Consider the following 19,824-nt stretch of genomic DNA (forward strand, 5'->3'; position numbering starts at 1 on the left):
ATGAGCAAGTTAGTACTCGCCAGCGGCAACGCCGGCAAGCTGCGTGAATTCGCGCAGTTGTTCGCCACCCATTTCGCCGATCAGCACATTGAACTGATTTCACAAAATGAGCTGGGTGTGACCGAAGCCGAAGAAACCGGCTTAAGTTTCGTCGAAAATGCCATCCTGAAAGCGCGCAACGCCTGTGCCCAGACCGGTCTGCCGGCACTGGCCGACGACTCCGGTCTGGAAGTCGATGCGCTGCTCGGGGCACCCGGCATCTACAGCGCCCGTTACGCCAAACCGGCCGACGGTTTCGGCAGCGGCGACGCGGCCAACAACGCCAAGTTACTGGCCGCCCTGAACGACGTGCCCGAAGCACAGCGCACGGCGCGTTTTCAGTGTGTGCTGGTGTACATGCGTCATGCCGAAGACCCGACGCCGCAGGTGTTTCAGGGCAGCTGGGAAGGCCGCATCCTGACCGCGCCCGAAGGCAGCGAAGGCTTTGGTTACGATCCGCTGTTTTTCGTCCCGTCCGAAGGTTGTGCCGCGGCCAGCCTCAGCAAAGACCGCAAGAATCAGTTATCGCATCGCGGGCAGGCCATTGTGCAGCTGCTCGCGCGCTGGCGTTCCTGAACCGGGCTTCCCGTTTTTCTTAAAGCCCGTGCCCAGCACGGGTTTTTTTATACCCAAACCACAGCAAGTTAAGGCGTAGTACCGTGGATATTTTTGAGCAGTTAGAACAGAAACTGATGGACACCATTGCCCGCATGGAGCGCCTGCAGCACGATCAGAAACACTGGCAGGCCGAGCAGGTCCGCTTTCAGGAAGAAGTGAGCTCACTGAAACAACAACTGGCGGCCACCAATGCCGCACTGGTCGAGGCCGATGCCGCCCGTCTGGCCCTGGAAAGTAATTTACAACTTATTCGTCATGACAACGACGAGCTGAAAAAAGACAATACCCGTCTGTCACACGATAAAAACGAGTGGGCCGCCAAAGCCGAAAGCCTGTTACAGGTGCTGGAACTGGCGGACGCCTGATACAGGACACACCATGCTGCTGTTACCGCCACTGAGCCTCTACATCCACGTGCCCTGGTGCGTGCGTAAGTGCCCGTACTGTGACTTCAATTCCCATCAGGCAAACGGCGACCTACCGGAAGACGCCTATGTGGATGCCCTGCTGGCCGACCTCGATGCCGACCGCCACTGGGTACAGGAGCGCGAGATCCGCAGTATTTTTATCGGCGGCGGAACACCCAGCCTGCTGTCGGCAGCCGCGTACCAGCGGCTGTTCGACGGTCTGAAAAAACGGCTGACCTTTGCCCACGACATTGAAATTACCCTCGAAGCCAACCCCGGGACCTTTGAAGCTGACAAGTTCGCAGCTTACCGCAAACTGGGCATCAACCGGCTGTCGATGGGTATTCAGAGTTTTAACGACGACCACCTGAAAGCACTGGGCCGCATTCACGATACGGCACAGGCGCAGAAAGCCATTAAAGCCGCCAACAAAGCCGGCTTCGATAATTTTAACCTCGACCTGATGTACGGCCTGCCGGGCCAGACGGTGGAACAGGCGCTGGCCGACCTGAAAACCGCGCTGAGCTTTAACCCGCCGCATCTGTCGTGGTACCAGCTCACCATTGAGCCCAACACCGAATTCTATAAATACCCGCCGAAATTACCGCAGGACGACGACCTGTGGGACATTCAGGAAGCGGGTCTGGCACTGCTCGCCGAACACGGCTTTGAGCACTACGAAATTTCCGCCCACGCCCGTCCGGGCAAGACTGCCCGCCATAATGTGAATTACTGGCAGTTCGGCGACTACTTAGGCATTGGCGCCGGCGCCCACGGCAAAATTACCCTGGCCGATGCTCATGTGATTCTGCGCACGCAGAAAACGCGCATGCCGAAAGATTATTTAAACCCCGACAAAGCCTTCTTGAGCGGTAAGCAAAGCATCGAGCCTGAGGACATCGGACTCGAATGCCTGATGAACGCCCTGCGTCTGCGCGATGGTATGGCGGTCGAGGATTTTGAAGCCCGCACCGGCCTGCGGCTGGAGCATGTGGCAGAACCCATCGCCAAAGCGCAGCAGCTGGGGTTGCTGAATGTCGACCGGCGGATTTATGCGACTGAAAAGGGTCAGCAATATCTGAATGAATTGCTGGCGTTGTTTCTGACAGATGAAGAATAAGCGCGTCATTACGCGCTGAGTGCTGGGGTTCCTGCCCCGGGTTTTGTCAAAGGGGAGGTCTCCCCTTTAAATCCCCTCTGCGGCCATCCGTCTTTATCCGCTCCATTCGTTGCCACTTTCAGGCACGCGTAGAGGCGGGTCCCTCCGCCCCGACGCTTCTCGGGCATCCATGCCCTCAATCCTGACTGGCCGCCTCATTCCACGGCGACGGATGAAGCCGCGGGAAAAGCCTTGGTGACGCAAAGGCGATGCTACGAAATGCTCTGATGGGTCTATGCAAAGTTCAAGCGATTAAGTATCCCTGCTTTCGCGCCACTGCGAATGATCAGGCACAATAGACCGAGATTCTGACCGTGCTGATCACGCCGCCTGCACAGCACCCTGCTTCAGAAATTGTTCCGCCGCCACAACCCCCATCTCATAGCCCGCCTGTAGCTTGCCATCGTTCATGGTCAGGCGGCTGACGGCGAAGTCGTCGGGTGGGGCTATGACGTTAATACGGCAACCCAATTGTGGGTTTTCAATAAATTCCAGCGCGCGGTTATAGTCGGCGGCGCGGTCGTGCATGGTCTGCCAGATGCCGGCGTCGTCGCCGAACATGCGTTTGACCGCGCGCTGCATCATGCGCTGGGCCAGCGTTAATTCTTCAGCCGCCGGCGCTTCTTTTTTGTGGTAACCCCACGGCCGTGACAGCACCACGGTGATGTCGCGCGCCCCCATTTCCCAGGCTTTGCGTACCGGAATGGAATCGGACACGCCGCCATCGACGTAGCGCACGTCTTCAATCACCACAGGTTTGCGGAAGGCAAACGGCAGGGCGCAGCTGGCGACCATCAGGGCGTGCACGTTATTCGGTGTGACGCGCAGGTAACGCGGCTCGCCGTCACGCACGCGGCTGACCACGGCATAAAAGGGCAGCGACGAACTCAGCAGCTGGGTCTTCAGCGGTAACTGGTCGTGGGCATAATTCCACAGCCAGTCGACGTCGGTCAGGTCACCACCGCGAATGGCGCGCAGCGGATTAAAGAAATCCCGCTGGGTGGCATACTCGGTAATAATTTTATGGCTGCGCCCCTGCTGACGCGTGACGTACGACGCCAGATTGGTTGCCCCGGCCGACACGCCCATGGCGAAATCGAAGGGGTAATATTCCGCCTGCATAAACTGGTCGAGCACACCGGCGGCAAAAATACCGCGCATGGCACCGCCTTCGACCACCAGAGCACTGGTGGCTGGACCCAGAGTAGAAATCGTTGGAGTCATAGGGCCTCCTGCCTGTTGAGGTTGCGCTGATTGTCGTTCGCTCCCGCGTCCTGCGGGAAATGGAAATAGTCTATGCCTCTGATAGTCAGCGTAAAACGCTCAGGAATGGAACAGGCTGTTTGGGGGAAGGGTGGGTGGTCAGAGGTGACAATGGGGATGCATTGGGTCTGCAGGCCTTGGTTGTGCAGGTTGGGCCTGTCGGCCCGGGTTTTAAAAGTGGAGGTATCCCCTTTTGATCCCCTCTTGCGGCGCTGCACCTTGTTTCCGCTTCTCTTGTGATTTGCATCCGGCACGCGCACACACGACATCCCTGTCGTGGGTCCGCTTGCCCGGCATCCATGCCGGCCATCCGGGCAAATCACTACGATAACCGGCGGTGCCGCAAGCCGCGGGAAAACCCTCAGGGACGCGGAGTTGTGCTTGAAATGGCTACGGTATTGATTGGCGGAAAGCGGGCTGTCCATCCGGGCAAATCACTGCGATAACCGGCGGAGCAGTAAGCCGCGAAAACCCTTGGTGACGCGGAGTTGTCAGGCCGAAGCACAACGTAGGTTGCGCAATGCGCACCAATTCGGCGGCTCAGGTCATTGACTAAAAACTCAATGGTGGCAGTATCAGGGTATGGAAACGCAAGGCGCCCACGCTTTGCTATTTGTACTACGCACGTTAATCCAGGGACCGGATTCAAAAGCTGAGCAAACTCAGCGTCTTACTCATCCTCTCCCCGAATGAATGTGCACGGCTCAAGCAGCAAAGCGCGTATGCACGTTTATCGTGAACGTTTTTACAAGTTAGTACGAAAAGATCATTCAAATCATCCCATTAGCGAATAGGGTAACTGGTTGATGTTGACGGTGAATCGAGCGTGCGTATCAAGAAAACTGTTAATAAATTATGAAAAATGAAATACTCAAAGAAAGTAGTCGAGAAGTTAAGACCTTTGCGGAGTTAATGCATGGGGCTGATTCTATGTTGGAGAAAGCTTCGAACGGAATTGAAGGTAGTTATTACTGTCTTATAAGTTCGCTGATTCTCTGCGCTTTCTCATTTGAAGCTTATATGAATCATCTTGGTATAAAGCATTATTCGCTTTGGAAGAAGGAAGATAGGTTATCAGTTTTGGGTAAGTACGTTCATCTGTGTGAGCATCTAAAAATTGCGAATCCCGATTTCGGTTGTGGTGATTGTCAGATACTAAAGAGCCTATTTAAATACCGAGATATGATGGCTCATGGAGAAACTCATGTTCTAGAACTGGCGAAGCCTGTAAAGAGATCTCCTGATGATATGTCCTATATCCTCAAGTCAGAGTGGGAAAATTTTACTACGCTACCGACGGTCAAGAAATGTCTGACAAGTGTCCAGGCAATTATAAATAAGATGAACTATGCAGCAGGACTTGGAGAGTATGCATTCGGTTCGGGTATTGAAGTATCTGATGTGGAATATGAGATGATTAACAAGGCAAGCAATTCAGGCGCTGCGGGTAGAGCTGATTCTTGATGCGTTATGGCACCTAGGGAAGGAAACGAATGAAATCATTGGTAGTAATGAGAGTGACGATAAAAGATCGGGAAAAGCTTAGGGCTTACCAAGAAGTGGCTCCCGGAATTATCAGCAAATACAGCGGTAAGATCTTAGCCCGTGGTGGCGATGTTAAAACATTTGAAGGTCCTGCTGAGAATCGCCGAATCATAATCATTGAGTTTCCCTGTGCTGAGGAAGCTCAAGCGTTCTACAGCTCGGCAGAGTATCAAGAGGCAATAAATTTGCGAAATGGTGCGGCTGAATTTGAAATTATTAGTGTTGAATGTGTGGCATAGAAATGGCAGTCGGTTCTTTATGCATTTCATTGCTAAATCATAACAAAGCAAGGCAAGAGGGATGTTGAAAACTTAGCCCCTGCTTGCGGAGTTATTTTGCTAGCTAATAAGACACCCATACTAGTGTCGCGCTCGCTACTTCACACTAATTCAGCGAGCACGGGCGATATCTAGGCGATTGCACGCTTAATTAATTTACGTTGGCTTCGCGTCCCTGATGTTTCCCGCGGCTTGCTGCACCGCCGGTTATCGCGGTGATTTGCCCGGATGACCGGCATGGATGCCGGGCAAGCGGACCCAGGACAGGGATGTCGTGTGTGCGCGTGCCGGAAGCAAATCACAAGAGAAGCGGAAATAAGGTGCAGCGCCGCAAGAGAGGATCGTAAGGAGAGACTTCTCCTTACAAAAGCCCCGGGCCGCAGGCCCAAAACGCCGCGAGCATTACCAGTCGCATTTCCACGCAGAGCGTGGGAACGAGTAATAAAAAAACGCGCCCTAAGGCGCGCTTTTCATCCGTTCAGCTTCAGCCGCAAGCCCAATAATCAGCCCACTTCTTTCCACTGTTCCGATGTTTCAATCAACTGCTTATGCAGCGCCTGAACCGCCACGCTGTAATCCGCATCGCTGACCAGGAACATCATGTCCACCTGACGCATCGCCTGATGCACCGCCAGAATATTCACACCCACAGACGACAGGGCGCCGGCCGCTTTGTGCAGCAGGCCCGGTACTTTCATGTCGGAGCCCAGCGCGCACACCATGGCCAGTTTTTCGCTGCGGATATCCGCCTGCGGATACGCCTGACGCAGACGCTCCATCAGCAGGTTGATGGTGCGCTTGTGGCCGTGCAGGTAGAAGGTCACGGTGTTGGCGTTGAAGTCTTTGGTCAGCACGCGCACGCCGGCGTCGAACACCAGGTCGTTCATGCGCTGGCCGTAGCCGGCGTCGCCGACCATGTCCTGGTCGAACACTTCGATGGCCCACACGTTGCGGGTACCGGCGATGATTTCCACTTTCGGTGTGTCACTGACGTAGTCGTTGTGAATCACGGTGCCGGAGTGTTCCGGTTCGAAGGTGTTTTTCACGCGCAGCAGAATGTTTTGCTTACGCAGACCGGCGGCGGCACGCGGGTGAATGGCTTCCATCCCAAGGTTAGCCAGCTGGTCGGCCACGTCGAAGTTGGTCTGGCCAATCGGGTGCACGTTGTCGGCGCCAACCAGCATAGGGTCGGCGGTGCTCAGGTGGTATTCCTTGTGAATCACCGCTTCACGCGCGTTGGTGATGGTGGCGATTTTGCTGAAGGTCATTTCGCTGTAGCCACGGTCGAAGGTGCGCATCAGGCCTTCGCGGCACTGGGTGTAACCGGTGACGATCGGCATTTCGTTGGCGAAGTCGACGTCGGCAAAGGCGTGGGCGATGTGTTCGTCGAGGCTCATCTGGCTGTCGGAGCGCCAGTTGGTGAGGTCAACGAAGCGTGCATTCACGCCGTGGCTTTTCAGCAGCTGTACCGAGTTGAAGGCGCTGTGGGCTTCGCCGATGGCGCTCAGCATTTCGCGTACGGTGTGCAGGTGGTCGTCGAGCTGGAAGTGACCGAAGGAGCACACGGCTTCGAGGTGCTTGAGGCAGTGTTCGGCGTCGGCGATGCGTTCCTGCAGGAACTGGTCGGCGCGGCGGCGGCTGACGTCGTCACTGCCGAACATGTCGGCGTTGATGGTCAGCATGTGGTGTTCTACGGCGTGCAGTTTTTCCGCCCACGGGGTTTTGTCGGACGAGCCGGCAAACAGGGCGTACACACCGGCTTCACCGGTCTTTTTGTGTTCCAGCAGGCCGTTGGTGATACCGGCGTAGGCCGATACCACAAAGGCGCGGTTGTACAGGCTCGTCTGGCCATCGGCGCTTGTCTGTGGGCGCAGCCAGATGTTGCTCAGCACGTCCTGCCAGCGGCTCATGGAGGTGCCGCCGATTTTTTCTACCGTATGGCTCATGCAAGATTCCTTAACCCGTTACGGGTTCGGCGCTGAGTTCGTAAGCGCCGTCTTGGTTGTGTTGTTCGTTGCCGATTAAGGGTGGATTGAACACGCACGCCATCTGCATGTCGCTGAAGCCGCGCAGCAGGTGCTGGTCGTGCTTGTCGAGGACATACAGGGTGCCGGGTTGAATCGGGTATACCTTGCCGTCGGCCACGGTCTCAATTTCGCCTTCGCCACTGATGCAGTACACAGATTCAAGGTGGTTCTGATACCAGATGGGGGTTTCTGTGTTGGCGAAGATGGTGGTGATGTGGAACGAGAAGCCCATGTTGTCTTCTCTGAGCAGCATACGCACGCTCTTCCAGTTGCCACCGTCTATGTTGCGGGGCGAATTCTCACAGTCTTTGAGTGTACGGACAATCATTTGCTGGTCTCCGGACCCTCTCCGTGACAGGAAAGGGTCGTGATTGAGTAAAAAACGGACGGAAAAGCCTCAGGAGGCTTTGGAAATCTGCTCGGCCATCACGTCGCCGACGCAGGTTTCGAGAATGCTGAGGCCCTGCTTCAGGGTGCTTTCTTCAATGGTGAGCGGGGTGAGGATCTTCACCACCTGACCGTCAGAGCCGCTGGTCTCGATGATCAGGCCACGTTTGAACGCCAGCTGGGTGATGCGCTCGGCCACTTTGCCGTCGGCGCATTCCAGACCCTGCATGATGCCGCGGCCCTTGTGTTTCAGCTGACCACCGAAATGGGCCTGAATTTCTTTCAGGCGGGAGCGGATCAGCTGGGCTTTTTTCTTTACGCTGGTGCTGAAGGCGTCGTCGGCCCAGTAGGTTTCCAGTGCGGCGCGGGCGGTGACGAAGGCGTGGTTGTTGCCACGAAAAGTACCGTTGTGTTCGCCCGGCTTCCAGGTATCCAGTTCTTCTTTCAGCAGCACAATGGCCATCGGCAGGCCGTAACCGCTGAGGGATTTCGACAGGGTAATGATGTCGGGCTCGATGCCGGTGCCTTCAAAACTGAAGAAAGTACCGCTGCGGCCACAGCCGGCCTGAATATCGTCGACGATCAGCAGCATGTCGTAGCGTTTGCACAGCGCCTGCAGGCCCAGCAGCCAGGCTTCGCGCGCGGCATTTAAACCGCCTTCGCCCTGAATGCATTCCACAATCACCGCCGCGGGGTGGCCCAGACCAGAGGATTTGTCTTCCAGCGCTTTCTCAAAATAGTGCAGGGTGTTGAAGTCGCCCAGATACCCGTCGTACGGCATAAAGTGCACGCCCGGCAGTGCCATGCCGATGGCGTCTTTGTAATAGCCGTTGGCGGTCACGGCGGCCGAGCCCTGAGTCACGCCGTGAAAGCCGTTGGTGAACGACACCACGGTCTGGCGGCCGGTATTTTTGCGCGCCAGTTTCAGCGCCGCTTCGACCGCGTTGGTGCCGGTCGGGCCGGTGAACTGCACCTTGTAGCCGTCCATGCTACGTGGCTTGAGGATGCGCTCGTTAAAGCTTTCCAGAAACGCGGTCTTGGCTTCGGTGTGCATATCGAGGCCGTGGGTAATGCTGTCGGAGGCGATGTAATCAAGCAGGGCCTGTTTGAAATGCGGGTTGTTGTGGCCGTAATTCAGGGTGCCGGCGCCGCCGAGGAAATCGATGTAGTCGTTGCCTTCGCTGTCAGTGAGTGTGGCATTGCGCGCCCGGGAAAAGGTCACCGGGAAAGAACGGCAATAACCGCGGACATTGGATTCAAGCTGTTGATAGATATCCATGATGTTTTACTCCTGAGTCGTGAGTGGACGAATTGAGGTGCCGCTGTGCGGCAGTTTGAAGGGGCCGATATGCACCAGATGCTCGGCATCGTGGGCGCCGGCAAAGTGTTGCTCGCGGCTGAACAGCTCCTGCGAGTTCAGCGGTGCATTCAGGCTGGCGGCCAGGCGGCGGAAGGTCTGCCACGAGGCGTTGTTGTTCAGGGTGATGGTGGTGTGCAGATGCTTTACGGCCCCGTGCTGGCGGCGCAGCAGTTCCAGCAGCATGCGGCTGGCCAGACCCTTGCCGCGCGCCTGTTCGCTGACCGCCACCTGCCAGACAAACAAGGTGTCCGGTTGTTGCGGCAGGCGGTAGCCGGAGATAAAGCCGGCCAGCAGGCCGTTGTCTTCGGCGATCAGACTGGTGTCAGCAAAGTGCAGGCACTGCAGCAGGTTGCAGTACAGCGAGTTGGTATCCAGTGGCGGACACTGGCTGATGAGCTGATGAACCCGGGCGCCATCGCGGCTGTTGGGTGAGCGGAAGGTAAATTCGTTTTGAGGTGTAACTAATGCGGTGTTTGTGTGTGCAGTCATGCCCTTGTGCAGAGGCCGCGTACCGGGTCTGGAGGGGGTGAAAACCCACGTAATCAGCCGTTACGGCGCCTGTATTGTTTAGAGTCCTAAATACTATAGGGCCACTTTGTCATATTTACAACTCTAAGTATTTTACGTTTTTGTTTCGCCATTGTTTCTCTATAATGACTTGGTCCTGCAGGTTTTATGGGGGTTTACTGCGGCAATAGCCTTTAGGATCGGAACTAAATGGACGATTGTGGACAGAACGACCGATCGAATTTAGTTATGAGTCTAAGTAATTGGTCGGTGGTAAACTGCGCCACAGAACACAGAGGTTGTTGTTATGGACCGTTATGAAGAAGTACTGGTGGCGCTGCGCCGTATCATCCGCGCCACCGATCTGCACTCGCGCCAGCTGAGCAAGGTGGCTGGCCTGACCGCGCCGCAGTTGCTGATTCTGCAGCTGCTGAAGCAGCGCACCGAACTCACCGCCGGCGAAATCGCTCAGGGCGTGAGTCTGTCGCAGGCGACCGTGACCACCATTCTCGACCGGCTGGAAAAGCGTGGTTTTATTGAGCGTCAGCGCGGCAGCACGGATAAGCGCAAAGTGTTTGTGCACCTCACGCCAGCGGCCGGCGACGTGCTGGCCACAGCCCCCAAGCCGCTGCAGGAAAGTTTTGTCAGCGCATTTCAGGCGCTGCCCGACTGGGAGCAGACCATGATTCTCAGCGCGCTGGAGCGGGTGGCTTTTATGATGGACGCCCAGCACATTGATGCGTCGCCTTTTCTGCATGTCGGCCCGCTGGACCCGCATGCCACGTCGGCTGACACGGTCGAGCCGGTACAGCCGGCCTGAGCCGTCGCCACCGCCGCGGCGGCTCTTTCCTGTTGTGCACAGTAGTTACACCAATTGACGGGCAGATCTGCTGAGCGGTTGCGTTATAATCGCCGCCCCCTGAGCCTGCCTGAGCATCCGCACAGATACAGCGACAAAGCGGACAAGCGCCAGTCTTTCGGCTGAGTTGGGCTGTAAAGGTCATATTACGGTCACAGGCGCTGTGATACTCAAAGGCAGGTTGGAGCATTTAAAACCCTGATGGAGATTCCCTCATGACCGACGTAGTGATTGTTGCGGCAACCCGTACCGCGATTGGTACTTTCGGTGGCTCGCTGGCCGGTGTGCAGGCTGTAGACCTGGGCGCCACTGTGATCCGCGCGTTGCTGGAAAAAACCGGTGTGAACCCGGCTGAGGTAAACGAAGTGCTGATGGGTCAGGTACTGACCGCAGCCTGTGGTCAGAACCCGGCGCGTCAGGCGGCGATCAAAGCCGGTCTGCCCGACACTACCCCGGCCATGACCATCAACAAGGTCTGTGGTTCTGGTCTGAAAGCCCTGCATCTGGCGGCGCAGGCGATCAAATGCGGCGACGCCGACCTGATGATTGCCGGCGGTCAGGAATCCATGTCCAACGCCCCGCACGCCCTGCCAAATTCCCGCAATGGTCAGCGCATGGGCCCGTGGAACATGGTCGATACCATGATCGTCGACGGCCTGTGGGATGCGTTCAACGATTTCCACATGGGCATCACCGCTGAGAACATCGCCGAAGCCTACGGTATTTCCCGCGAAGAGCAGGACGCGTTCGCAGCGGCTTCCCAGCAGAAAGCCGTGGCGGCCATCGAAGGCGGTAAATTCAAAGACGAAATTACCCCGGTTTCTATTCCGCAGCGCAAAGGCGACCCTGTGGTATTCGATACCGACGAAAACCCACGCGCCGGCACCACCGCCGACAAACTGGCTGCTATGCGTCCGGCCTTCAAAAAAGATGGCACAGTAACCGCCGGTAACGCCTCGTCCCTGAACGACGGCGCTGCCGCTGTGATGCTGGCCAGCCGCGAAAAAGCCGAAGCTCTGGGTCTGCCGATTCTGGCCACCATCAAGGCTTACGCCAACGCCGGTGTGGATCCGAAAATCATGGGTACCGGCCCGGTTCCGGCGACCAAAAAGTGTCTGCAGAAAGCCGGTTGGAACGTCGGCGATCTGGATCTGGTCGAAGCCAACGAAGCCTTCGCTGTGCAGGCGCTGTCGGTGAACAAAGGTCTGGAATGGGATGCTGAAAAAGTGAACGTGAACGGCGGCGCCATCGCGCTGGGTCACCCGATCGGTGCGTCCGGTTGCCGTATTCTGGTATCCCTGCTGCACGAAATGATCCGTCGCGATGCGAAAAAAGGTCTGGCGACCCTGTGCATCGGCGGTGGTATGGGCGTGTCTCTGGCCATCGAGCGTTAATGCGCACGCCTTAAAAAGCGCCGCTGAAAAACGCCAATAAAAAAGCAGCCTTCGGGCTGCTTTTTTATTTCTGATCTTTTTAAAAATCAGTCGACGTTGTGGTAACTCAGGGTATCCGCTGGCCGGGCGTTCATTCTCACCCGTTCTCAGTCGACGTTGTGATAGCTCAGGGTATCAATCGCGGCGTTTATGTCGGTCAGAATATCTTTGCCCAGTTTCGGGTTCAGCATGAAATACATAGGCTCGCGCTGCGCACCCGGAATGTCGGTGATGGTCAGGGGTTTGTGCGCCTGCGCCACGTGCAGCTCGGCCACCACGCGTTCCACGATATAGCCGTCGATGCGGTTGCCGGCTTCCATCATATGCAGCAGCTGATCATCAGACGCCACGTACTGTTCGCGCCCGCCACCCAGATGGCTCAGGGTTTTCTCAATCGCTTCCGGGTACTGGAAGCCGCGGATCAGCCCCACGCGCTGAGTGCGCAACCAGCTCAGTGAATCGCTGGGCGCCTGATCCTGCGCTGTGATCAGCACCATTTCTTCGTAGCGGTACGGCACGCTGAAATTGGCGAAGGCGTGGCGTTCGCTGGAGAAGCTGGCGCCATACAGTAAGTCGATATTGCCTTTCTCCAGCTGTTCCAGCGCGCGGATCCAGGGCAGATCGACGAAGATAAATTCACAGCCCACCGCGTCCGACAGGCGCAGCAGATAATCGTATTCCGCGCCCTGCAGCTCGCCGTTTTCACGGTAAATGTACGGCGCCCAGTCTTCCCAGCCGACGCGGATTTCACAGGCGTTTGCCAGCGGCGAGGTGGCCAGTGACAGAGGGAATGACATGGCGAACAGCAGGCGGGTAAACAGGGACTTCAACGGCTTCATAGGGGCGCTCTCCGGCAATGCGCGCGAACTATAGGGGACGGTGGCCTGTTGAGCAAATTAGCCGCTGGCTGTGTAAGAAAAATGACACAGAAGTCACAAAATCATCGGGTGATGGTGCAGAGCCGGGCAAGCGGCTGGGTGTCTTTCAGCCGTAAGCAGGAACGTGGTCGGCGTAAATAGGCCCAAAAAGAAAGGGCGGAAATTCCGCCCTTTTTACCTGTGACTGTAAGCCCGCAGCTTTGCTGATAACGTAGCCGTTGGCCTGGTCTGGTTATTACTGCTTCAGGTCCGGCAGCAGTGCCTCCAGACAGGTTTGCGGATCGTCGAGGCAAGCCTCTGCATCGTCGTCGCTTTCCTCACCTTCGCCCCACTGATCTTCATCGTAGCGCGGGAAAGTACCGGCCTGTGCCAGCACCTGAATATCGTCAACCAGCCAGCCACGGAAGGCGTTGTACAGGTTATCGACGGTACGGAATTCCAGACGCAGTTTTACCTGAGCGCTGCCGGCCAGTTCAGAAATATCGATCGGCTCCTGCATGGCCCACGCCGGTGCGCGGTTAAAACCGCGGTTACTGTAGGGCAGGGGGGCGCGGTTAATTTCGCCGGACACCGGATCGGCCAGAGGATTCAGGCGTGCCAGCGTGGTCCAGTTGCTGCCGCCGTCGGTGCTGGCCTGCACGATCATCAGGTCGTAGCCCTTGTTGTTCGGATTCACCGATTCGATTTCCCACCAGGTGCTGAAGGTCAGTGCGAGCGGCGCGGAAAGGGCCGAGAAGTCCAGTGCTGGCGATTCAATGGCGCCGCCGTTCGGGTAATCCGAGGTGCCGCCATCCTGTTCCAGACCACCTTTGGTGCCTTCGAATTCACCAATAAAATTACCGGTGCCGACGTTGTCGCCGCTGCCCTGACCATACCAGCACGCGAACTGATCAGCCGGTTCCGGAATACGTCCGGCGGAGCCGTCATCGGGCGCCAGCTTCACCAGATTATCGGCCGCCGCCAGAGCGTGGTTGCTGAGGTTCAGACCACTCTGGTGCGCGTGCCATAAGTTCAGCAGCGTGCTGTCATCTTTTTCGGCAACGGCCTGCGCGCTCTGGTTGTCGGGCTGGTCGCCGTTAAGCTCGTCGGGCAGGTCTGCGCTGATCCAGCTGCCGCAGACGGCGCCGTTGCTCAGCTGCTCGAAATCTTCGCTGTACAGCACAGTGCCGCTGCTGCCATTGCTGTTGTCTGATGAAGTGACCACCAGACCGTAGTTCACGCCGACCAGTGCCTGCGAGCTGCTGCTGTCGAAGGTAATGGTTTTGGTCACGTAACCGGCTTTGCTGATGCTCAGTGTCGCACTGCGCAGCGCTTCAAGCTTGCTCAGGGAGACGTTGATGACCAGCAGGTAGCGGCCGTTGGCGTCGGTGATGTCTTTCGCCACCGCGCCGTTGGTGGCCAGACCACCCGACAGTTCCACCTGTGCGCCCGCCAGCGGACCTTTGGCGTCGTACACCACGCCACTGACCGACGCGAAAATCGCGAAATAACTGCCGTTCGGGTTCTGCAACGAGCTGGCTTCATCGCCGTTCACCACCACAGGGGCGGCAATGGTGGTGCTGTCGCTGGCGTTGTCATCGCCGATCACTACGGTGGTGGTGACGGTGACGCTTTTGACGGTAATGGTCAGGATATAACGGCCTGGTGCCAGATCGTTCAGCAGCAAATGACCGTTGCTGTCGGTGGATAAGGTTTGGTCGGCCTGTGCAGTCACTGCGCCTGACAACACAAAGCCAGCCGGCAGTGAGGTAGTTTTGCTGCCGGTATTGTCAGTGGCTTGCGCAGTGACAGCTTCACTTACGGTGACGCTGGCATTGGCCAGAGGCTGACCGGCGGCGTCGACCAGCGTCAGGCTGCTGATGCTGGTGGTGGCCGGGCTGTAATCAGGGGAGTTGTCGTCGCCGGTTGAGTTACCGGAACCGCCACACGCACTTAATGCGGCAGCCAGAAATACAGTGAGTAAGCGTTGCATATGCCCTCCGTTGGCATGCTTCAAACAGGCCTCAATATTAACATTCCTGACAATTATGCTGGCCAGTGTTTTATTCTGAATTCTGGTACTTTTCTCTGGCTGCATCCAAAGTAGGAGGACGAAAACGGCCATTGGCTATGGAAGAGTGCCAGCGGGGTGATTATTCTGACGGAAACTAATCGCCACGGACTGCCGCCATGACCACCACCTCTCTGATGCCGGGCCAGATGATGACCCAGCCCCTGATTATTTCCGATTTACTGGAATACGCCGCAGCCCACCACGGCGCGCGTGAAATTATTTCCCGTCGCCAGGAAGGCGATATCCACCGTTACAATTACCGCACGGCGCTGGCGCGCAGTAAGCGTCTGGCCAATGCCCTGCAGTTTCTCGGCGTTAAACCCGGTGACCGCGTGGCGACACTGGCATGGAACGGTTACCGCCATTTTGAGTGTTATTACGCGATCTCAGGTATCGGGGCGATTTGCCACACGGTTAACCCGCGTCTGTACACCGAACAGATTGAATACATCATCAATCACGCCGAAGACTGCTACGTCTTTCTGGACGCGTGCTTCGCCAAACTGCTGGAACCGGTGGCCGATAAATTAACCTCGGTGCGTGGTTTTATTTTCATGATCGACGAAGAGCAGATGCCGCCAACCACGCTGCCTAACCCGATCAATTACGAAGCACTGCTGGCCACCCAGCCAGAAGAATTCAGCTGGCCGCGTTTCCCGCAGGATACCGCCTCCGGCCTGTGTTACACCTCGGGCACCACAGGTAATCCGAAAGGAGTTCTTTACTCCCACGGTTCAACCGTTCTGCACGCCTACGCCAGCCGCAATCCGGATGCCCTGAACGTGTCCTCCGATTCGGTGGTGATGCCGGTGGTGCCTATGTACCACGTGTGTGCCTGGGGCATGCCGTACATAGCGCCGATGAGCGGTGCGACCCTGGTGCTGCCGGGCGACGGTATGGACGGTCAGAGCCTGCACGAACTGATTGAGCTGGCGGAAGTGGATTTAATGCTCGGCGTACCGACCGTGTGGCTCGGGCTGATTGATTATCTGAAAAAAGCCGGCAAGCGCATGGACTCGGTAAAAACCGTTGGCGTGGGCGGATCGGCATCGCCACGGTCGCTGGTGGAGCGTCTGGATAAAGAATACGGCGTCTATCTGCTGCCGATCTGGGGCATGACCGAAACCTCTCCGCTGGCCACGTTAGGTGCGCCAACCAAAGCCATGCAGAAAATGTCCGACGACGAACGCTACCGTCTGCAGACCACGGCCGGTAAGCCGATGTTCGGTATTGAGATTGAAATCTTCGGCGACAACGACGAGCGCCTGCCACACGACGGTAAAACCCGTGGTTATCTGCGTGTGCGCGGTCCCTGGGTATTAACCGCCTATTACAAAAATGAAAAACCGGATTCCTTCTTTATCGACGCGGAAGGTAATCAATGGTTCGACACCGGCGATATCGCGGTGATCGATGAAAACAGTTATCTGCAAATCGTCGACCGCGCCAAAGACGTGGTGAAATCCGGCGGCGAATGGATTTCCAGTATCGATCTGGAAAACGCCGCGGTTGGTCACCCGCAGGTGATGGAAGCCTGTGTGATCGGCGTGCGCCATAAAAAATGGGATGAACGCCCGCTGCTGTTTATTGTGCAGCAGGACGGCGCCAACCTCAGCAAAGAAGAGATTTACGCCTACCTCGAAGAACGCGTGGTGAAGTGGTGGCTGCCGGACGATATTCTGTTCGTGCAGGAATTACCGCACACCGCCACCGGAAAACTGCAGAAACGTACCCTGCGTGACGAGTACATCGATTATCTGGTTGATAAAGCCTGATGGCCTGAGGTCAAAAAACGGCTCAAACACAGAAACTTTAACATCAGCCCACCAAAAAAAGCCCGCGCCTGAAGGATCAGGCGCGGGCTTTTTATTGGGTATTTTAAATGGTTCTTCAGCCGCTTTAATCGCTGGTCATGAATGCTTGAGTGGTCGTGGTTTATTCCCAGGCTCAGGCTCAGGCTTCTGGCGCCTCGGGCAGATTATTCGTATCGGTAACGGCAACCCGCCGGCTGAGTGCGCGCAGGGCAATCAGGTGCAGCATCGGCTCGCGGGTGGTACAGGCGTCGCCAATCACAGTCACTGAAAATCCAGCGGCCTGCGGCGACAGCGCGGTGTGGGTCACGCAATTCTGCGTCATCATGCCGCACAGCCACAGGCTGTCACTTCCCAGTTGGTTCAGCAGGCTGAGCAATGCGGTTTCATCAAAACTGTCGGCGTGGTGTTTGATGATCACATGGGCGTCCGGCGCGGCCCGTCGCAATACCGGGTGAATGGCTGCGCCTTCACTGTCGGCGTTAAAAAATGGGCCGGGCTGCGGGCCCGCCGGGACCAGATGCTGTACAAAAATCACCGGCATCCCCTGTTGTTGGGCGTGCTCAATCAGTTGCGTCCAGACCGGCAACAGGGCATCGCTGTTGGCCAGCGGATACAGGCCACCGGCAAAATAGTCGAGCTGCGGATCAATCAGAATCAGGGCGGTTGTGCTGCGGTCAGTGGCCATAACGGGCTCCTTCAGGGATCGGGTTGTGCAATGGTGGCTACTGTAGCGACCCTGACGTAAGCTGCTCAGCGTCCATTCAGACACTAAGCAGGAAAAATCGGACATATGGCCGTTAACATCCGCGTTGCGCTGCTCAATTACCCCGAAAGCCTGAAATCGGCCCTGTTCGGCCTGCAGGAAATGCTGCTGGTTGCCAACCGCTGTGCTGAAGAGCAGGGGCTCAGCGCGCGTTTTAACAGCCAGCTGCTCGATTGGGCGGATGTGGCTGAAAGCACGCCGGGGTTTGATCTGGTGGTTCTGCCGCCTTCGTATCAGGGCCAGTTTTATCAGCAGCCGGATGTCAGCCTGCTGCGCTGGCTGAGGGCGCAGCATCAGCAGGGGGCGGTGCTGGCCTCGGCCTGTGCCGGAGCCTTTCTGCTGGCCGCCAGTGGCGTCTGCACCAGCAAAACCCTGACGACGCACTGGGCGCTGGAACCTGCCTTTCGCCAGCAGTTTCCCAAGGTGGCGCTGAACACCAACGCCATTCTGCTCGACGAACAGGACATCATCAGCGCCGGCGGCATGATGTCCTGGGTCGATCTCGGGCTGGAACTGGTGACGCGCTTTATGTCGGCGTCTGTGATGCGTCAGGTGGGTAAAGTGCTGGTGATTGATACCGCGCCACGTGAACAACGCTTTTATCAGCAGTTCAGTCCCGACTTCCGCCATGGTGACGAGCTGGTGCTGACGGTACAGAAACGGATGGCCGACGGCTTCCGCGACGAACTGTCGGTGGCCGCGCTGGCGGCGGGCGTGCACGTCAGTCAGCGCACACTGCTGCGCCGCTTTGAAAAAGCCACGAGCCTGACACCGCTGCTGTATCTGCAGCGTCTGCGCATTCAGAAAGTGTGCGACCAGCTGGAAAGTTCAACACAATCGTTTGAGCGGATCGCCTTTCAGGTCGGATATCAGGACATCAGCGCCTGTCGCAAAGCCTTTGTGCGCATCATGGGATTAACTCCGAAAGCCTTCCGCCAGCGCTTTGCGCAGCGAGGTTAAATGCGGCTTTGCAGAGTGTGCGGTAAGCGTTGATTGGGGGGAATTGTCGAAGGAGATAAGGCCGCCCGGTGCGCTTTGCACCGGACGGCCGGCGCATTACGGTGCCGGTGTTTCGTCGTCGCTGTCGTCGCCGTCGTGGCGGGTCTTTTTAATCGTGCGAGAGGCCAGCACGCCGGCTTCAAACAACAGCCACATAGGCACTGCCAGAATGGTCTGCGAGAACACATCCGGTGGTGTCACCAGCATGCCAACCACGAAGCAGCCAACAAAAATGTACGGGCGCTTTTCGGTCAGGGCAGCCACTGTGGTCATGCCGCTGAGGACCATCAGGAAGGTGGCGATCGGAATTTCAAAGGCTACGCCGAACGCGAAGAAAATCTTCAGAATAAAATCGAGAATGTTGCTGATGTCCGGCATGAAATTAATGCCTTCCGGACCGGCCGCAGTAAAGAAGCCAAACACCAGTGGCAGCACCACAAAGTAGGCAAAAGAAATACCGGCATAAAACAGCACGATGCTGGATACCAGCAGAGGCACCGCGAATTTCTTTTCGTTCTGATAAAGCCCGGGCGAAATAAAGGCCCAGATCTGATGCAGCAGGTATGGCACGGCCAGCAGCACGGCCAGCACGAAGGTCAGTTTGAACGGCACCAGAAAGGGTGAGGCCACACCGGTGGCGATCATGGCGCCATTTTCCGGCAGCAGGCCCGACAGGGGTTTTACCAGAATCAGGTACAGGTCGTTGGCGAAGTAAAACAGGCTGACGAACAGCACCAGAACCAACAGCACGCTGCGCAACAGGCGGTTGCGCAGTTCTATCAGGTGAGTCACCAGGGGTTGTTCATGATCGGTCATGATTTTTTATCGTTGTGGTCAGCGGCTGGTTGCTGATCGGACGTCTGGGTCTGAGCTGTCTGGGCGGCTGGCGTGGCGGCCGGAGGCGCGATTTTCGGCGTCTCGCCGGCATCGTCGTCGAGGAAGGTGGCGTACGGATCCTGCAGTTTTTTACGCAGTTCTTCCGTGCGCACCTGACGCTCCAGGTCGTCCTGGATATTGTTCATGGTGCGGCGGATGCGTCCCACGAACAGGCCAACAGTACGCGCCGCTTTTGGCAGTCGCTCAGGCCCCAGCACCAGCAAGCCGAGGATGGCGACAACCATCAGCTCCATGAAACCGATATCAAACATCAGGCTTTGTCTTGATCTTTGTTAGCGGTTTTGAATTCAGCGTCTTTCTTTTCTGCCGCCTGGTGTTCCAGCGGTTTGGCTGGTTCCTGAGCCGCAGGCTCGTCGGCTTTGCTGCCGTCGTCATTTACGGCTTTTTTGAAGCTCTTGATTGCACCGCCCAGGTCGCCACCCAGGTTACGCAGTTTTTTGGTGCCGAAAATCATGATGACGATGGCCAGGATGATCAACAGTTGCCAGATACTGATACCGCCGAGCATAGGAGTTCCTCTTATTGTCTGTCGTGATGA

At 56.9% G+C, this 19,824-nt stretch carries 20 protein-coding genes; 9 read left to right on the forward strand and 11 right to left on the reverse strand.

Going from position 1 to position 19,824, the window contains the following annotated elements; translation table 11 throughout:
- The 3 genes from rdgB (at position 1) to hemW (ending at position 2,184) form a co-directional block, all read left to right on the forward strand.
- Positions 1 to 615: an RdgB/HAM1 family non-canonical purine NTP pyrophosphatase gene (gene rdgB, locus ACQUQU_RS17270; protein WP_430460953.1), complete on the forward strand. Its 615-nt coding sequence runs from the start codon at positions 1 to 3 to the stop codon at positions 613 to 615.
- Between the two features lie 83 nt (positions 616 to 698).
- Positions 699 to 1,022 (forward strand): hypothetical protein, encoded by a 324-nt coding sequence (locus ACQUQU_RS17275; RefSeq protein WP_430460954.1) that lies wholly within the window; start codon positions 699 to 701, stop codon positions 1,020 to 1,022.
- A gap of 13 nt (positions 1,023 to 1,035) precedes the next feature.
- The gene (gene hemW, locus ACQUQU_RS17280; RefSeq protein ID WP_430460955.1) at positions 1,036 to 2,184 is read left to right on the forward strand and encodes a radical SAM family heme chaperone HemW; all 1,149 of its coding nucleotides are present in this window, start codon (positions 1,036 to 1,038) and stop codon (positions 2,182 to 2,184) included.
- Positions 2,185 to 2,544: 360 nt separating this feature from the next.
- On the opposite strand, the gene ACQUQU_RS17285 is transcribed toward hemW, so the two are convergent.
- On the reverse strand, positions 2,545 to 3,447 hold the full coding sequence (locus ACQUQU_RS17285; RefSeq protein WP_430460956.1) for a patatin-like phospholipase family protein: 903 nt from the start codon (positions 3,445 to 3,447) through the stop codon (positions 2,545 to 2,547).
- 894 nt (positions 3,448 to 4,341) lie between these two features.
- Here ACQUQU_RS17285 and ACQUQU_RS17290 point away from each other — a divergent pair.
- Positions 4,342 to 4,950 carry a hypothetical protein gene (locus ACQUQU_RS17290; protein ID WP_430460957.1) on the forward strand — a complete coding sequence of 203 codons (609 nt, stop codon included), beginning with the start codon at positions 4,342 to 4,344 and terminating at the stop codon, positions 4,948 to 4,950.
- Positions 4,951 to 4,979: 29 nt separating this feature from the next.
- Complete coding sequence (locus tag ACQUQU_RS17295; RefSeq protein ID WP_430460958.1) at positions 4,980 to 5,270, forward strand: DUF1330 domain-containing protein; 291 nt, start codon at positions 4,980 to 4,982, stop codon at positions 5,268 to 5,270.
- A 542-nt stretch (positions 5,271 to 5,812) separates the two neighbouring features.
- Here ACQUQU_RS17295 and ACQUQU_RS17300 read toward each other — a convergent pair.
- The 4 genes from ACQUQU_RS17300 to ectA form a co-directional block, all read right to left on the reverse strand.
- Positions 5,813 to 7,255 (reverse strand): aspartate kinase, encoded by a 1,443-nt coding sequence (locus ACQUQU_RS17300; protein WP_430460959.1) that lies wholly within the window; start codon positions 7,253 to 7,255, stop codon positions 5,813 to 5,815.
- Positions 7,256 to 7,265: 10 nt separating this feature from the next.
- The gene (locus ACQUQU_RS17305; protein WP_430460960.1) at positions 7,266 to 7,664 is read right to left on the reverse strand and encodes an ectoine synthase; all 399 of its coding nucleotides are present in this window, start codon (positions 7,662 to 7,664) and stop codon (positions 7,266 to 7,268) included.
- A 69-nt stretch (positions 7,665 to 7,733) separates the two neighbouring features.
- Positions 7,734 to 9,002: a diaminobutyrate--2-oxoglutarate transaminase gene (ectB, locus tag ACQUQU_RS17310; RefSeq protein ID WP_430460961.1), complete on the reverse strand. Its 1,269-nt coding sequence runs from the start codon at positions 9,000 to 9,002 to the stop codon at positions 7,734 to 7,736.
- 6 nt (positions 9,003 to 9,008) lie between these two features.
- On the reverse strand, positions 9,009 to 9,572 hold the full coding sequence (gene ectA, locus ACQUQU_RS17315; RefSeq protein WP_430460962.1) for a diaminobutyrate acetyltransferase: 564 nt from the start codon (positions 9,570 to 9,572) through the stop codon (positions 9,009 to 9,011).
- Positions 9,573 to 9,897: 325 nt separating this feature from the next.
- Here ectA and ACQUQU_RS17320 point away from each other — a divergent pair, with 325 nt between their 5' ends.
- Together ACQUQU_RS17320 and ACQUQU_RS17325 are read left to right on the forward strand one after the other, a co-directional pair.
- The gene (locus ACQUQU_RS17320) at positions 9,898 to 10,410 is read left to right on the forward strand and encodes a MarR family winged helix-turn-helix transcriptional regulator (protein ID WP_430460963.1); all 513 of its coding nucleotides are present in this window, start codon (positions 9,898 to 9,900) and stop codon (positions 10,408 to 10,410) included.
- Between the two features lie 254 nt (positions 10,411 to 10,664).
- Positions 10,665 to 11,843: an acetyl-CoA C-acetyltransferase gene (locus tag ACQUQU_RS17325; protein WP_430460964.1), complete on the forward strand. Its 1,179-nt coding sequence runs from the start codon at positions 10,665 to 10,667 to the stop codon at positions 11,841 to 11,843.
- A 146-nt stretch (positions 11,844 to 11,989) separates the two neighbouring features.
- Here ACQUQU_RS17325 and ACQUQU_RS17330 read toward each other — a convergent pair whose 3' ends face one another.
- Both ACQUQU_RS17330 and ACQUQU_RS17335 read right to left on the reverse strand, forming a co-directional pair.
- Positions 11,990 to 12,721: a substrate-binding periplasmic protein gene (locus ACQUQU_RS17330; RefSeq protein WP_430460965.1), complete on the reverse strand. Its 732-nt coding sequence runs from the start codon at positions 12,719 to 12,721 to the stop codon at positions 11,990 to 11,992.
- A gap of 274 nt (positions 12,722 to 12,995) precedes the next feature.
- Complete coding sequence (locus ACQUQU_RS17335) at positions 12,996 to 14,732, reverse strand: hypothetical protein (protein WP_430460966.1); 1,737 nt, start codon at positions 14,730 to 14,732, stop codon at positions 12,996 to 12,998.
- Positions 14,733 to 14,929: 197 nt separating this feature from the next.
- Here ACQUQU_RS17335 and ACQUQU_RS17340 point away from each other — a divergent pair, with 197 nt between their 5' ends.
- Positions 14,930 to 16,588, forward strand: coding sequence for a long-chain-fatty-acid--CoA ligase (locus ACQUQU_RS17340; protein WP_430460967.1), 1,659 nt, complete (start codon positions 14,930 to 14,932; stop codon positions 16,586 to 16,588).
- Positions 16,589 to 16,766: 178 nt separating this feature from the next.
- Here the strand turns inward: ACQUQU_RS17340 and ACQUQU_RS17345 are convergent, their stop codons facing one another.
- Positions 16,767 to 17,312 carry a cysteine hydrolase family protein gene (locus ACQUQU_RS17345; RefSeq protein ID WP_430460968.1) on the reverse strand — a complete coding sequence of 182 codons (546 nt, stop codon included), beginning with the start codon at positions 17,310 to 17,312 and terminating at the stop codon, positions 16,767 to 16,769.
- 105 nt (positions 17,313 to 17,417) lie between these two features.
- Between ACQUQU_RS17345 and ACQUQU_RS17350 the strand changes: the two genes are divergently transcribed.
- On the forward strand, positions 17,418 to 18,350 hold the full coding sequence (locus ACQUQU_RS17350) for a GlxA family transcriptional regulator (RefSeq protein ID WP_430460969.1): 933 nt from the start codon (positions 17,418 to 17,420) through the stop codon (positions 18,348 to 18,350).
- 96 nt (positions 18,351 to 18,446) lie between these two features.
- Here the strand turns inward: ACQUQU_RS17350 and tatC are convergent, their stop codons facing one another.
- From tatC to tatA, 3 genes are read right to left on the reverse strand one after another with little or no spacing between them, the layout of a single operon-like run.
- On the reverse strand, positions 18,447 to 19,205 hold the full coding sequence (tatC, locus tag ACQUQU_RS17355; protein WP_430460970.1) for a twin-arginine translocase subunit TatC: 759 nt from the start codon (positions 19,203 to 19,205) through the stop codon (positions 18,447 to 18,449).
- Positions 19,202 to 19,537, reverse strand: a complete 336-nt coding sequence (gene tatB, locus ACQUQU_RS17360) for a Sec-independent protein translocase protein TatB (protein ID WP_430460971.1) — start codon at positions 19,535 to 19,537, stop codon at positions 19,202 to 19,204. Before tatB ends, tatC begins: the two co-directional genes overlap by 4 nt.
- Positions 19,537 to 19,794, reverse strand: a complete 258-nt coding sequence (tatA, locus tag ACQUQU_RS17365) for a Sec-independent protein translocase subunit TatA (protein ID WP_430460972.1) — start codon at positions 19,792 to 19,794, stop codon at positions 19,537 to 19,539. Before tatA ends, tatB begins: the two co-directional genes overlap by 1 nt.
- Between the last annotated feature and the right edge of the window lie 30 nt (positions 19,795 to 19,824).

It is taken from the genome of Thalassolituus sp. LLYu03, assembly GCF_050507655.1.
Classification (GTDB): Bacteria; Pseudomonadota; Gammaproteobacteria; order Pseudomonadales; family Oceanobacteraceae; genus Venatoribacter.

Excerpts from the sequence above, each read along its gene's own strand:
- ACQUQU_RS17350 (WP_430460969.1), top strand. The coding sequence starts at position 17,418 with ATGGCCGTTAACATCCGCGTTGCGCTGCTCAATTACCCCGAAAGCCTG.
- ACQUQU_RS17335 (WP_430460966.1), bottom strand. The coding sequence starts at position 14,732 with ATGCAACGCTTACTCACTGTATTTCTGGCTGCCGCATTAAGTGCGTGT.
- hemW (WP_430460955.1), top strand. The coding sequence starts at position 1,036 with ATGCTGCTGTTACCGCCACTGAGCCTCTACATCCACGTGCCCTGGTGC.
- ectB (WP_430460961.1), bottom strand. The coding sequence starts at position 9,002 with ATGGATATCTATCAACAGCTTGAATCCAATGTCCGCGGTTATTGCCGT.
- ACQUQU_RS17325 (WP_430460964.1), top strand. The coding sequence starts at position 10,665 with ATGACCGACGTAGTGATTGTTGCGGCAACCCGTACCGCGATTGGTACT.
- ACQUQU_RS17300 (WP_430460959.1), bottom strand. The coding sequence starts at position 7,255 with ATGAGCCATACGGTAGAAAAAATCGGCGGCACCTCCATGAGCCGCTGG.
- ACQUQU_RS17340 (WP_430460967.1), top strand. The coding sequence starts at position 14,930 with ATGACCACCACCTCTCTGATGCCGGGCCAGATGATGACCCAGCCCCTG.
- tatC (WP_430460970.1), bottom strand. The coding sequence starts at position 19,205 with ATGACCGATCATGAACAACCCCTGGTGACTCACCTGATAGAACTGCGC.
- ACQUQU_RS17285 (WP_430460956.1), bottom strand. The coding sequence starts at position 3,447 with ATGACTCCAACGATTTCTACTCTGGGTCCAGCCACCAGTGCTCTGGTG.
- ACQUQU_RS17320 (WP_430460963.1), top strand. The coding sequence starts at position 9,898 with ATGGACCGTTATGAAGAAGTACTGGTGGCGCTGCGCCGTATCATCCGC.
- ectA (WP_430460962.1), bottom strand. The coding sequence starts at position 9,572 with ATGACTGCACACACAAACACCGCATTAGTTACACCTCAAAACGAATTT.
- ACQUQU_RS17295 (WP_430460958.1), top strand. The coding sequence starts at position 4,980 with ATGAAATCATTGGTAGTAATGAGAGTGACGATAAAAGATCGGGAAAAG.
- ACQUQU_RS17330 (WP_430460965.1), bottom strand. The coding sequence starts at position 12,721 with ATGAAGCCGTTGAAGTCCCTGTTTACCCGCCTGCTGTTCGCCATGTCA.
- ACQUQU_RS17345 (WP_430460968.1), bottom strand. The coding sequence starts at position 17,312 with ATGGCCACTGACCGCAGCACAACCGCCCTGATTCTGATTGATCCGCAG.
- ACQUQU_RS17305 (WP_430460960.1), bottom strand. The coding sequence starts at position 7,664 with ATGATTGTCCGTACACTCAAAGACTGTGAGAATTCGCCCCGCAACATA.
- ACQUQU_RS17290 (WP_430460957.1), top strand. The coding sequence starts at position 4,342 with ATGAAAAATGAAATACTCAAAGAAAGTAGTCGAGAAGTTAAGACCTTT.
- tatA (WP_430460972.1), bottom strand. The coding sequence starts at position 19,794 with ATGCTCGGCGGTATCAGTATCTGGCAACTGTTGATCATCCTGGCCATC.
- rdgB (WP_430460953.1), top strand. The coding sequence starts at position 1 with ATGAGCAAGTTAGTACTCGCCAGCGGCAACGCCGGCAAGCTGCGTGAA.
- tatB (WP_430460971.1), bottom strand. The coding sequence starts at position 19,537 with ATGTTTGATATCGGTTTCATGGAGCTGATGGTTGTCGCCATCCTCGGC.